Raw genomic sequence first — 12,997 nt, forward strand, 5'->3', positions numbered from 1 at the left:
CCGCCATGGAGATCCCGGTCGAAAAAAGGTTCGCCATGCTGTCCCGGGTGGTCGAGATCTCGAACTCGAACATCCAGGTCGAGAACCGGCTGAAGTTCATCTGCGACCTCCTCATGCGGGAGAGCGGGGTCGACTGCGTCTGCATGTACCAGAAGGATCTCCGGGGGGAGGAGCTGACCCCGTGGGTCTCCTCCTGCCTCCAGATCGAGGAGTGCAGCCGGTTCGACTTCCGGATCCGGCCGGGGGAAGGGGTGGCCGGCAAGGCGGTGCAGAAGCGGGCCCCCGTCTTCTTCCCCGACGTGACCGAGACTCCCCCCGCCCCCGCGGTGCCCGGGGAGATGCGCGATTTCCGGTCGATCCTCTCCGTCCCCATCATGGACGACGTCTACCTCTACGGCGCGATGAACCTTTCCCACCGGACCGTCACCGCGTTTCCGGAGGAGCAGGTCGCCATGCTGCGGGTGGTCGCCACGGAGGCGGCCGGGGCGATCCGGAACAGCCGGCTTTACGGGGACGCGAGGAAGCGGGTCTCCGAGCTGCTCACGCTGAACGAGATCGGACGGGCGATCACCTCCACCTTCCACGTCCGCGACATCCTCGGGTACGTGGCCAAGACCACCTCGCGCCTCCTCCAGTCGGACGGGTGCACGATCCGCCTCGCCGGGGAGAAGGGGCAAGGCGCGCTCAAGGTGATGGTCGACGAGGGGTATGCCCACACCGGCCTGAAGCGGGAGCTCCGCTCGACCGGCAAGATGCTGGCGAACCAGATCGTCCGGGAGAGACGGCCCCTCCTGATCAACGGTCCGGAGGACTCCCCGATGTACGGCTCCCTCTCCCGCCATGGGATCGCCTCCTTCCTCGGACTTCCCATCCTCTCGAAGGGGAAGGCGCTGGGGGTGATCAACTACTACTCCAGCAGCCCCCGGGTCCTGTTCGACATCGAGGTGATGCACCTGATGCAGACGGTCTGCAGCCAGCTGGCGAACATGATCGAGAACTCCTCCATGTTCCGGGAGGCCCAGCAGCTCGCCCAGGAGAACCAGGCCCGGGCGAGGCGTTTTTCCACGCTCTACAACGTCGCGCGGGCGCTCATGTCGACCGTCCGGACCGACCGGCTCCTCCAGGTCACGCTGGGAGCGCTCACCTCCCCCTCCGGGCTGAACTTCAGCAGGGCGATCCTGTTCCTGCTCTCCGAGGACGGGAAGCAGCTCGTGGCGCGGATGGGAAGGGAAGCCGGACCCCGCAAGGGGAGAGAGCGGAAGCGCCGCGCTCGCCCCCCGGAGGGGGAATTGCCGGACTGGACGGCCGGGAGCGGGGAGAGCTCCGCGGAGAGCTGGACGGCGGTCGACCGGATCCGGATCCCGCTGGCGGAGTCCTGTCTCGTCGCGAAGGCGGTGTTGGACAAAAAGGCGGTGCGGACCGGAAGCGGCTGCCCGGCGGCAAGGGGCGCCCACGCGGAGCGGTTCTGCGGAAACCACCCTCCCTCCTTCGCCACCGTCCCCCTCCTGGTCAAGGGGGAGGTCCGCGGCGCCATCTACGTGGACAACCGGTTCCGGGACCGGGAGATCACGGAGGAGGACATCCAGATCCTGACGATGTTTGCCTCCGAGGTCTGCCTCGCCATGGAGAACGCCTCGCTGTACGAGCGGCTCGAGGGGGCCCTGGAGGCCGTCCGGCTCACCCAGGACCGGCTCCTCCAGAGCGAGAAGCTCGCGGCGCTCGGGGAGATGGCGGCCCGGATCGCCCACGAGATCAAGAACCCGCTGACGGTGATCGGCGGGTTCACCGCGCGGATGGCCCGGAAGGAGGCGGAGGGGAGGCCGGATCGCGCGGCGATCGGGAGGTACGCGAAGATCATCCTGAAGGAGGTCCAGCGGCTGGAGCGGATCGTCCAGGAGACGCTCTACTTCTCCCGCGAGGCGGTTCCCTTGTTCCGGCCGGTGGACCTCCATGCCGAGGTCCGGGAGGTCCTCGCGATGTTCACGGAGGAGCTGGAGGAGTCCGGCATCGCGAAGGTCACCGAACTGGCGGCCGATCCCCCCGTCGTATCCGTCGACCCGGACCAGATCCGGCAGGTCCTCTGGAACCTTGTCGCGAATGCCGTCCATGCGATGGCGGAGGGGGGAACCCTCACCGTGGCCACCCGGTCCGCGCACGGGGAGGAGGGGGAGGGGCTGGTCCTGCTGGTCGGCGACACCGGCGGCGGGATCCCCCACGACGCGGTGCACAACATCTTCAACCCGTTCTTCACGACCAAGCCCAGGGGCACGGGGCTGGGCCTTCCGATCGTCCACGCCATCGTCCAGAAGCACGGGGGGACGATCCACCTGGACAACCGGGAGGGGGAGGGGGTGACCTTCTCGGTCTTCCTGCCCCGGGTCCCGCGCGAGCTGGGGACGGGGGAACGGATCCTGGAGCAGATGCGGAAAGGCGCGGGGAATGGAACCCTCGTTACGGGACATTCGGGATAAGGTCGAAGCCGGGCGGCGGCTTTCCGGGGAGGATGCGCTGCGACTCTTCCGGACGCGCGACGTCCACACGGTGGGGGAGATGGCCGACTTCGCCAACCGGCGGAAGAACGGCGACCGGGTCTACTTCATCGTGAATCGGCACATCAACCCGACGAACGTCTGCGTGAACCGGTGCAGGTTCTGCGCGTTTTCCAAGAGCAGGGAGGAGCCGCTCGCCTACACCATGACGATGGACGAGATCCTGCGGCGGGCGGACGAGGCGAGGGAGCAGAACGCGACCGAACTGCACATCGTGGGGGGGCTCCATCCGGACCTCCCGTTCGACTTCTATCTCTCGATGCTGCGGACCCTTTCGGAGCGGCACCCCGGGATGCACATCCAGGGGTTCACCGCCGTCGAGATCGACTACTTCTCCCGGATCTCCGGCCTTCCCCTGGACGAGGTGATCCGCCGGCTGAAGGAGGCGGGGCTGGGGAGCCTCCCCGGGGGCGGGGCGGAGATCTTCGCTCCCGAGATCCGCAACGCCATCTGCCCGGAGAAGATCCCGGGGGAGCGGTGGCTCGAGGTGATGGAGGCGGTGCACGCCGCGGGGCTGCGGAGCAACGCGACGATGCTCTACGGCCACGTGGAGACCCTCGAGTCGCGGGTGGACCACCTGCAGAGGCTGCGGGAGCTGCAGGACCGCACCGGGGGGTTCCAGGCCTTCATCCCGCTGGCCTTCCACCCGAAAAACACGGAGATCGCCAAGGGATACACGACGGGGCTGGAGGACCTGCTCTCCCTCGCGGTGGCGCGTCTCTTCCTCGACAACTTTTCCCACGTGAAGTCGTTCTGGATCATGGTGGGCCCGAAGATCGCGCAGATCTCCCTCCACTTCGGGGTGGACGACATCGACGGGACGGTAGTCGAGGAGAGGATCACCCATGCCGCCGGCGCGCAGGCCGGGATGGCGATGACGGTCTCGGAGCTGGTGGCCATGATCCGGCAGGCGGGGCGGGTCCCGGTGGAGCGGGACACCCTCTATAACGTGATCCGCGAATGGCCGGCGGAGGAGGCCCGGTGACCTGGCGGGAATCGCTCGGGCGGGCGCTGGAGGGTTCCGCGGCTCCGGAGGATGCGGCTCTTCTCCTCCGGGAGGCGCCGCTGTTCGACCTGGGGCGCGCCGCCGACGCGGTCCGGCGGCGGATCCACCCGGACGGGATCGTCACCTACATCGTCGACCGGAACGTGAACTACACGAACATCTGCGTCTGCGCCTGCTCCTTCTGCGCCTTCTACCGGGAGAAGGGGGCCCCCGACGCCTATCTTCTCTCCGACGAGGGGCTGTCGAGGAAGATCGAGGAGACGCTGGCGCTCGGGGGGACGCAGATCCTCCTGCAGGGCGGCTTGCACCCCGACTGGGGGATCGAGGAGGCGGTCCGTCTCGTGCGCGCGGTGAAGCGGCACCCGATCCGGCTGCACGGCTTTTCCCCTCCCGAGATCTGGCACTTCGCGAGCCGCTCGGGGATCGGCGTCGGCGAGGCGATCTCCCGCCTCATGGAGGCCGGGATCGACTCGATCCCCGGCGGCGGAGCCGAGATCCTGGACGACGAGGTCCGCGGGCTCATCAGCCCGAGGAAGATCGGCTGGAAGCAGTGGGCGGCCGTCATGCGGGAGGCGCACCGCCGGGGGCTGCCCACCTCCGCGACGATGATGTTCGGCAGCGTCGAGACGCCGGAGCAGGTCGCGACGCACCTGGTAAGGGTCCGGGATCTGCAGGCGGAGACCGGGGGGTTCACCTCGTTTATTCCCTGGACCTTCCAGCCGGGAAACACCGCCCTCTCCCGGGATCCCCGATACGGGACAGGCGGAGGGAACGGGCTCGGCCACCCGCTCGGCTACCTCCGGGTCCTGGCCGTCTCCCGGCTCCTGCTCCGGAATGTCTCCCGGCTCCAGGTCTCCTGGGTGACGATGGGGGCCAAGGTGGCGCAGCTGGGGCTTTTCTTCGGCGGGAACGACTTCGGCAGCACGATGATCGAGGAGAACGTCGTGGCGGCGGCGGGGGTCTCCTTCCGGATGAGCGAGGAGGAGATCGTCGCGACGATCCGCGACGCGGGGTTTACCCCCGCCAGACGGGAGGCCACCTCATGCTCGACGTGAAGTTCGTCCGGGACCATCTCGCAGAGGTCGCGGAGGCGCTTCGGAAGCGCCGCATGAACCTCACCCTCGAGGAGTTTACGGAGCTCGACCGGTCCCGGCGGGAGGCGCTGGTCGCCGTGGAGGCGCTGCGGGCGGAGCGCAACGCCGCCTCCGAGGAGATCGGGAAGCTGCGGCGGCAGAGGCAGGACGCCTCCTCCCTGATGGAGCGGATGAAGGAGGTCTCCGCCCGGATCAAGGAGATGGAGGCGGGGCTGCCCGGCATCGAGCTCCGGATGGAGGAAATTCTCCTGTCGATCCCGAACCTGCCCGATCCGTCGGTTCCCGAGGGGGAGGGGGAAGAGGACAACCAGACCGTCCGGACGTGGGGAACGCCCCAGGCTTTTTCCTTCCCGGTCCGGGATCATGTCGACGTCGGGACGGCGCTCGGCATCCTCGACTTCGAACGTGCCGCCAAGATCGCCGGGGCCCGCTTCTGCCTGATGAAGGGGGCAGGCGCGCTGCTGGAGCGGGCGCTGATAAACTTCATGCTCGACGTCCACACCCGGGAGCACGGCTACACGGAGGTGCTTCCCCCCTTCCTGGCGAACTCCGCCTCCTTCTTCGGGACGGGCCAGCTTCCCAAGTTCGAGGAGGACCTCTTCAAGATTGCGGGAACCGACTGGTACCTCGTCCCCACCGCCGAGGTACCGGTGACCAACATCGTCCGGGATGAGATCCTTCCCGCCGGATCGCTTCCCCTGAAGATGACCGCCTACACTCCCTGCTTCCGGGCCGAGGCCGGCTCGCACGGCAAGGATGTCCGGGGGATGATCCGGCAGCACCAGTTCAACAAGGTGGAGCTGGTCAAGGTCTGCCGCCCCGAGGAGTCGTGGGATGAGCTCGAGTCGCTCACCGCCGACGCGGAGGCTATCCTCCGGAGGCTGGGGCTGCCGTACCGGGTGGTGACGCTGTGCACCGCCGAACTGGGGTTTTCGGCCGCCAAGACCTACGACATCGAGGTGTGGCTGCCGTCGCAGGACCGGTACCGGGAGATCTCCTCCTGCAGCAACTTCACCGACTTCCAGGCCCGGCGGGCGAAGATCCGCTTCCGGGACCCCGCCACGGGGAAGACCCGGCTCGCGCACACCCTCAACGGCTCCGGCCTTGCCGTCGGCCGCACCGTGGTCGCCATCCTCGAGAACTTCCAGCAGGAGGACGGCTCCGTCCTCGTCCCTGAGCCGCTGCGCCCCTACATGCACGGCCTGGAGCGGATCGGCCCGGCCTGACCCCGCCTGCACCCAGGGGGCCGTTTCGGCGGATTGCAGGAGAGTACATCCTATCGAAAGGGCGTCCGAGATCGGCTCCGCAGCCTCCCCCTTCGTCGCATCCGCGACTTCGGCGAGCCAGGGTCCCAAAGCGGCATGGTGCACATCGATGGCGATCATACCGAAGCGCGCACGTCGATAGCTTGCCAGGCCGAAGCAACGGAGCCGTACCCGGGGGCCAGATTGCGGCGCATGCGCGCGACGGATGGTACAATCCGTCCGGAACGTTTCCGGTACGACGGGCGGACGTTGCCCGGGGAGGAGGAGCGGATGCACCGATTCTGGGATCCGGACGGGTTAGACCTTCGGCAACTGGCCCCGGGGGTGACGGCAAAGATCGCGTCGGGGGAGAGGATCATGCTCTCCCTGGTCACCCTTGCGCCGAACGCGGTCGTCCCCGAGCACTCGCACCCCCACGAGCAGATGGGGATGATGGTGTCGGGGACGATGGAGCTGACCATCGCCGGAGAACCCCGGACGCTCTCCGGAACCGGGATCTACCTCGTCCCGGGCGGGGTCCCCCACAAGGCGGTGGCGGGCCCGGAAGGGGCGACGGCGCTGGACGCCTTCTCGCCCCCACGGGAGGAATACCGGTAGCGGCCGGGCGGAGCCCGCGATGTGCGCCCTTGCGATGGGACGCACGTTCGCGGGCGGAACCGCTTCCGCTACGGTGACGCGATGGCCGCCTTCCTTCCGCCTTTTCTCTTCCCCGTCTTCCGGGCCGACTTCGTCTTCTCCTGATCGGCGACCCACCGGTTGATCGCGTTGACGTAGGCCTTCACCGCCGCCTCGATGATGTCGGTGGAGGAGGCGGCCCCGGCGAAGATCGTCCCGTTGTCCTGGATCCGGACCGTCGCCTCCCCGATGGCGTCCTTTCCCGAGGTGACCGCGGAGAGCCCGAAGTTGATCAGCCGGAAGTTCCTCCCCACGACCCGCTCGATGCACTTGTAGGCGGCCTCGATCGGCCCGTTCCCTGTTGCGGCCTCCTCGATCACCTCGTCGCCCCGCCGGAGGCGGATGGCGGCCATCGGCGTGGCCTCCGTGCTGGAGAGGATCTGGACATGCTCCAGCCGGTAGGTCTCCGGGACCTTGAAGAGCTCCTCCTGCACGAGGATCTCGAGGTCCTCGACCATCACCTCCTTCTTCTTGTCCGCCAGCACGAGGAACTTCTCGTAGATCGCGTCCAGCTGCCCCTCGGAGAGCTTGTGCCCCATCCCCGAGATGTGGTGCTTGAGGGCCGCCCGGCCGGATCGCGCGGTGAGGGTGAAGGAGTGGGCCGACCCGCCGACGTCTTCGGGCCGGACGATCTCGTACGTCGAGCGGTCCTTGATGATCCCGTCCTGATGGATGCCGGAGGAGTGGGCGAAGGCGTTCATGCCGACGATCGCCTTGTTCCGCTGGACCGGCAGCCCCATGAGCGCCGAGACCATCTTGCTCGTCTTCATGATCTCCTTCGTGTTCAGCCCCGTGTAGAGGTTCCGGAAGACGTCCTTCCGGGTGCGGATCGCCATCGCCACCTCCTCGAGGGCGGCGTTTCCCGCGCGCTCCCCGATTCCGTTCACCGTCACCTCGGCCTGCCGGGCCCCCGCGAGGATCCCGGCCAGCGTGTTCGCCGTGGCCAGACCCAGATCGTTGTGGCAGTGCATCGAGAGGATCACCTTGTCGAGCGCGGGGACCTTCTCTTTCAGGCGGCGGACCCGGTCGGCCATCTCCTGGGGGGTGGCGTATCCCACCGTGTCCGGGACGTTGATCGTCCGGGCTCCCGCCTTCACGACCGCCTCCACGGTCCGGCAGAGATACTCGAAGTCGGTGCGGGCGGCGTCCTCCGTGGAGAACTCCACGTCGGGGCAGAGGGAGCAGGCATACTTCACCGTGTCCACGCACCACTGGAGGATCTTCTCCCGGTCGGACCGGAACTTCTTCTGGATGTGGATGTCCGAGGTGCCCAGGAAGGTGTGGATCCGCGGGCGCTTGGCGATTTTCACCGCCTCCCACAGGGTGTCGATGTCCTTCTTGACCGCCCGCGCCAGTCCCGTGATGACCGGCCCCCGGACCTCCTTCGCGACCGCCTGGACCGATTCGAAATCGCCGGGTGAGGAGGCGGGGAATCCCGCCTCGATGATGTCCACCCCCAGCGTCGCCAGCTGCCGGGCGATCTTGACCTTCTCCTCCTTCGCCAGCTTCGCGCCCGGCACCTGCTCGCCGTCCCGCAACGTCGTGTCGAAGATGTAGACCCGTTCTGCCATCGCTTCCTCCTTGCCGGGGGCCTCGGGCCCCGGAGAAATAAAAAAAAAGCCGCCGGGATAGTAGGTTCCCGGCGGCCGAAAACAAAGCCCGCGGGAACCCTGCCGGTCCCCGCGGCCACGTAGGCGTTATGTCACTCGATCACGCGCTCGCGCGGCGGACGGACCGGCCTCCCGGTAGGCCCAGTAGGGCGAGCCCGCGAAGTCGACCGCAATTCCGCATGAGAGCCGTGGCACGCATAAGTATCCTCAGGGTACGGGGAGCCGCCCCGGGAAGTCAAGGAGGTATTTTCCCGGGGTCCTGCCGTAGCGGGAGCCTTTCGGGCGACGCGATCCCCCCCGAAACGAGCATCCGGATCGCCTGCTCCACCTTCATGTCCAGGGTTTGGACCATTTCCTCCGGGATGAAGAGCACATTCCCGAGGTAGAGATGGTTCGTGGGCACGTAGACCACCGCGTGGGTCTTCCCCTCGACCTCCGCCGTGCCGGTGTGGAATCCGACGGCCCGGGAGCCCGGGCAGGGGTATTCCACCAGCACCACCTTCTTGAACGACTTCGTGTTGGCCGGCGAGAAGGCGTCGGTCAGCTGCTTCACGGTGGAGTAGAGGGTGCGGTACCAGGGGATCCGGGCGATGACCCACTCGAGCCACGCGAGGACCCGCTCCCCGACGACGTTCCTGGCGAAGAGCCCCACGAGCAGGATGATCGTCAGGCCGGCGAAGATGCCGGTCCCCGGAATATGGCCGGTCCCCGGAAAGAGGAACTGGACGATCCCGTCGATGGGGCGGGAAAAGAGGTTGTCCACCGCCCGGAAGAACCAGACCAGCAGGGCGATGGAGATCACGAGCGGGAAGATGACAAACAGGCCCGTGAGGAAACTCTTTTTCAGATTCGCGCGCACCGGGGTATTCTATCCCAGGCGCCTCCTGACGGAAACACCGAAGCGCATGCGGCCGTCCGGCCCCGGGAGGAAATCACGATGAACCATGCCGTCGTCATGGCGGGAGGGTCGGGAACCCGCTTCTGGCCGGAGAGCCGGATGCGGCGGTCCAAGCAGTTCCTCGACCTCACGGGCAGGGGGCCGATGATCGTGGAGACGATCCGTCGGATCGCCCCGCTGTTCCCGGAGCGGAACGTCTGGGTCGTCGCGGGGCAAAAGGATGCGCCCCACCTCTCCTTCCGCCGGCTCGGGATCCCCCGGGGGAACGTTCTCCTGGAGCCGGTGGGCAGGAATACCGCCCCCGCGATGGCGCTGGCGGCCGCGCAGATCCTCCGGCGCGACCCGGAGGCTGTGATCGCGGCGACTCCCGCCGACCACGCCGTATCGGATCTTCGGGCGTTCCGGGAGATCTTCCGGAAGGCGCTTCGGATAGCCGGATCCACGAGGCGGTTCGTCACGCTGGGGATCGCGCCGAAGCATCCGGCGACCGGCTACGGGTACATCGAGCGGGGGAAGCCGTTCCGGAAGGGGGGACGCAACGTCTACCTCGTCCGCCGCTTCACCGAGAAGCCGGATCTTCCCACCGCCCGACGGTTTCTCCGTGCGGGAGCCTTCTACTGGAACAGCGGGGTCTTCTTCTGCCCCGCCGCCGGGTACGTGGACCGGATGCAGCGGTTCCTGCCGAAGGTATGGCGGGAACTGGAGAAGGCGTTCGGCGAAGGAAGGGGGAGGGGGCTCCCGGACAGGCTGCGGAAGGCCTACGCCCGGATCCCGTCGGTCTCGGTGGACCACGGGATCCTGGAGAAGGAGGGGGAGATCCTCGTGATCCCGTCCGATTTCGGGTGGAACGACCTGGGGACCTGGCGATCCCTCCACGACTTCCTGGGCACGGCGGGAGGGAACATCACCTTCGGCAACGTTCTGCTCTCCGGATGCCGGGGATCGCTGGTCCGCACCGACCGCGGGGTGGTCGCGGTCGTCGGGATGGAGGACATCGTCGTGGTCCGGAGCGGGGAGGCGGTCCTGGTCTGCAGGAAGGACCGGTCGGAAGAGGTGAAGGGGATCGTCGAGGAGGTGCGGAGGAAGTACCCCGGCCTCGCGTAGGCCTTCCTACCCGATCGTGTCGCCGAAGATCGTGGTGACTTTCCGCACCTCGAACTCCAGCGTTCCCTTCGGGACCTGGACGGTTACCGCGTCGCCAGGCTTCCGGTTGAGCAGGGCCCTTCCCACCGGGGAGGCGATGGAGACGAAGTTCCTCTTCCCGTCGGCGACCTCGGGGATCACCAGGGTGAAGGGGACCTCCTCACCGGTCTCCGCGTTCTCCACCGTCACGGTGCTTCCCAGTCCGGCCCGGTCCTTCGGGATCCCGGCCAGGTCGATCCGCGACAGGTCGGCCAGCCGCTTCTGGATCTGCCCGAGGCGCGCGTTCAGGGTGGTCTGCCTCTCCTTCGCCGCCTCGTATTCGCCGTTCTCGGAGATGTCCCCGTGCGCCAGCGCCGCGCCGATCTCCTTGGGGAGGACGATCCGCAGCTCGTACTCGATCTGCTTGGCCTCCTCCGTCAGCTTCCGCATCGATTCCTTCACTACATCCATGGTCTCACCGGTCCCGTCAGTGGAAGACGAGCTTTCCGCCGTAATGTCCCAGCACGACGCAGGTGCCGGCCGATCCGGCCAGAAGGGCCGCGTAGATCCAGCCGGTCCCCGAGAGCGGGAGGACGGTCGCGTGGGGGGAGGACAGACGCAGCAGGACCGCCGGGATCGAGAGGGCGATCAGCACGAAGGCGCCGATGATCTTGATCCGGAATACGGGGGTCATGGTTCCCTTGTACCGCACCTTCCAGTCGATGAACCCGGTCAGGGTCGTCACCGGCGCGGCGGCCGCCCCGAATCCGGCCGCCACGAACGCCCCGGTCTCGAAATCCGGAGACCCGGTCGCCAGGTAGAGCAGGAACGACGCGAAGGCCACCGGGAAGAGCCCCTGCGGAAAATGGACGAATATCGGGTGGGCGTAGAAATTCTCCGGAAGGCTCAACCGGCTCCTCCATTCGCCGCTATTCGGCATGTGGACGAAACAGTTCCCTGGGGGCGTCGCAGACCGGACAGCGGTCCGGCGGCTCCTCGCCCTCGTGGAGATACCCGCAGATGACGCATTCCCAGTGTTTCATGTCCCAGGAAAAATTGTACCAGACCGGGCCCCGAAGCGGGCGGGGAAGTTCAGGAAGCGGGGAGAGGCCCCGTTCGGAAACTTCCCCTACTGCTCCGCGAGCTCCGGGAGAACATAGCCGGCGTCGGGGATGACGAGCGTGGCGGGGAGTCTCCCGAGGATCTCCTTCGCCATCTGGACCGCCTGGTCGAGGGATACCGCGGGGGTCATCCCCATTTTCTCCACGTCGCCCGGGGGGAGCGAGGAGACCAGCAGGATCCTGCGCGCCTTCGCCTTGACGAAGGCGGCGTGGGCGGTCTGTCCGTAGATCTGGTAGTTCGCCCGCAGTTCCGCCTCCATCGAATCCGGGTCGGAGAACCGGAACCAGGGGAAGAAGTCCGGGCTCCCGAACCCCTCCGGGCATTCCGCGAGCAGGATCAGGACCCCCCCTTCCTCGACGGCGAGGAAGGCCTGGTCCAGCGCCTTGTGCGACTGGATGAAATTGATGTCCTTCGGGGATCCTCCCGCGGAGGCGATCACCAGCGGATACCGGATGGGGATGCGGAGGCGGAAGACCCGGGCGTACCGGGCGCACCCCTCCTCGTGCGCCTTCTGCCAGTGCCCCGCCACCGCGTCGAAGATCTTCTTCTCCGGGGTGAGCAGCGTGTTCAGCAGGAAGGCGGGCTGCCTCATCGCGACCGCCTCGACGATGTCTTCGTGGACCGGGTTGCCCGCGAGGAACCCCGCCCGGGAGAGCGGGTGCTTCCCCGGCCCGTCGGTCCGGAAGATCCGGAAGTGGGTCGCGGCCGCCGTCTCCCGCGAGGCGCAGCCGGGGACCAGCGCCTTCCTCCCGCCGCCGAACCCTGCGAAGTAGTGGAAGGAAATGGTGCCGGTGAGGACGATCCGGTCGTGCTCGGTAAGGGGACGGTAGACCTGCACGGGCGTGCCGCGCGACGTGGTTCCCAGGGTCGCCATCTCTCCGTCGGGGTCCGACTGTTCGACCCGGATGCCGGAGGAAAGCTCCGGCCCGACGACCGCACGGAGCTCCTCGTCGGTCAGGGGCCGGTGCGTCCCCCGCGCCACGAACAGGGTAACCCGGGTCCGCGGGATTCCCGCGGCGTCGGTCTCCCGGAGCAGGGGGGTCAGGAACAGCTCCGTGGCGGAGTACCGCGTCACGTCCGAGATCGCGATGGCCACCGAATCGGAGGATCGCGCGATCCGGGAGAGGGGGAGCGACCCGATCGGGCGGGACAGGCACTGCGCGATGAACGTGTCCGGGGAGGAGGGGGCCAGCGGCGGCCGGGCGGCGAGGGTGTCGACGCTGCGGAATCCGCCGTCCGGGATAACGACCTCGGTGCGGCCGTACTTCAGAACGGGCGGCCTTTTCATCTGGGATCGCCTCCGGCGGGATCTTCGTCCCGGTGGTCGTGCGCGTGGCCCTCGACCGGGCGCCCTCCTCCGGGAGCCCCCATGTCCCGCCGGGCGGGGTGCGCACCGGCACAGCATAGCATGACCCCGGCCTATCTGCGCTGCAGGGAGAGGGGGAGCTCCAGGTGGTTCGCCTCGAGCAGCTCCCGGTCTGACAGGATCTCCGCCGCGGGTCCGTCCGCGGAGACGGCCCCGTCCCGGAGCACGATGCAGCGGCTGCAGACGTCGAGGATCAGGTCGAGATCGTGGGAGGCGATGATCTTCGAGTGGGAGAAGCGGCGCAGGAGCGATATGAGGGAGCGGCGCGACTTCGGGTCGAGGCTGGCCGC

The 12,997-nt window shown here is 67.8% G+C and carries 11 protein-coding genes and 1 pseudogene (1 of these 12 running past the window's edge); 6 read left to right on the forward strand and 6 right to left on the reverse strand.

The genetic code is table 11. The features are described 5' to 3' along the window. Window positions 1-5 precede the first annotated feature (5 nt). From A2X88_03000 to A2X88_03020, 5 genes are all read left to right on the forward strand, one after another. Window positions 6-2,471 carry a hypothetical protein gene (locus A2X88_03000; protein OGP35752.1) on the forward strand — a complete coding sequence of 822 codons (2,466 nt, stop codon included), beginning with the start codon at window positions 6-8 and terminating at the stop codon, window positions 2,469-2,471. After that, the gene (locus A2X88_03005) at window positions 2,440-3,534 is read left to right on the forward strand and encodes an aminofutalosine synthase MqnE (GenBank protein OGP35753.1); all 1,095 of its coding nucleotides are present in this window, start codon (window positions 2,440-2,442) and stop codon (window positions 3,532-3,534) included. Before A2X88_03000 ends, A2X88_03005 begins: the two co-directional genes overlap by 32 nt. Beyond that, window positions 3,510-4,610 (forward strand): dehypoxanthine futalosine cyclase, encoded by a 1,101-nt coding sequence (locus A2X88_03010; GenBank protein ID OGP35754.1) that lies wholly within the window; start codon window positions 3,510-3,512, stop codon window positions 4,608-4,610. Before A2X88_03005 ends, A2X88_03010 begins: the two co-directional genes overlap by 25 nt. Then, window positions 4,598-5,875, forward strand: coding sequence for a serine--tRNA ligase (locus A2X88_03015; protein OGP35755.1), 1,278 nt, complete (start codon window positions 4,598-4,600; stop codon window positions 5,873-5,875). Before A2X88_03010 ends, A2X88_03015 begins: the two co-directional genes overlap by 13 nt. Window positions 5,876-6,184: 309 nt before the next feature. Next, entirely contained in the window at window positions 6,185-6,511 is a 327-nt protein-coding gene (locus tag A2X88_03020; GenBank protein OGP35776.1) for a hypothetical protein, read from the forward strand. A gap of 68 nt (window positions 6,512-6,579) precedes the next feature. Here A2X88_03020 and A2X88_03025 read toward each other — a convergent pair whose 3' ends face one another. Together A2X88_03025 and A2X88_03030 are read right to left on the reverse strand one after the other, a co-directional pair. Beyond that, window positions 6,580-8,160, reverse strand: a complete 1,581-nt coding sequence (locus A2X88_03025; protein OGP35756.1) for a 2-isopropylmalate synthase — start codon at window positions 8,158-8,160, stop codon at window positions 6,580-6,582. Window positions 8,161-8,434: 274 nt separating this feature from the next. Continuing rightward, window positions 8,435-9,058, reverse strand: coding sequence for a hypothetical protein (locus tag A2X88_03030; GenBank protein ID OGP35757.1), 624 nt, complete (start codon window positions 9,056-9,058; stop codon window positions 8,435-8,437). Between the two features lie 78 nt (window positions 9,059-9,136). Between A2X88_03030 and A2X88_03035 the strand changes: the two genes are divergently transcribed. Continuing rightward, window positions 9,137-10,201, forward strand: a complete 1,065-nt coding sequence (locus A2X88_03035; protein ID OGP35758.1) for a hypothetical protein — start codon at window positions 9,137-9,139, stop codon at window positions 10,199-10,201. Window positions 10,202-10,207: 6 nt separating this feature from the next. Here A2X88_03035 and A2X88_03040 read toward each other — a convergent pair whose 3' ends face one another. The 4 genes and pseudogenes from A2X88_03040 to A2X88_03055 all read right to left on the reverse strand — a co-directional run. Beyond that, on the reverse strand, window positions 10,208-10,681 hold the full coding sequence (locus A2X88_03040; GenBank protein OGP35777.1) for a hypothetical protein: 474 nt from the start codon (window positions 10,679-10,681) through the stop codon (window positions 10,208-10,210). A gap of 25 nt (window positions 10,682-10,706) precedes the next feature. Next, entirely contained in the window at window positions 10,707-11,129 is a 423-nt protein-coding gene (locus A2X88_03045; GenBank protein OGP35759.1) for a hypothetical protein, read from the reverse strand. Window positions 11,130-11,348: 219 nt separating this feature from the next. Then, a complete protein-coding gene (locus tag A2X88_03050) occupies window positions 11,349-12,629 on the reverse strand; it encodes a hypothetical protein (protein ID OGP35760.1) in 1,281 nt (426 codons plus the stop codon). Window positions 12,630-12,760: 131 nt separating this feature from the next. Beyond that, window positions 12,761-12,997 (reverse strand): annotated as a pseudogene (locus tag A2X88_03055) (cobalt ABC transporter ATP-binding protein) (it continues 446 nt past the right edge of the window).

Source organism: Deltaproteobacteria bacterium GWC2_65_14, from assembly GCA_001797615.1.
Classification (GTDB): Bacteria; Desulfobacterota; Deferrimicrobia; order Deferrimicrobiales; family Deferrimicrobiaceae; genus GWC2-65-14.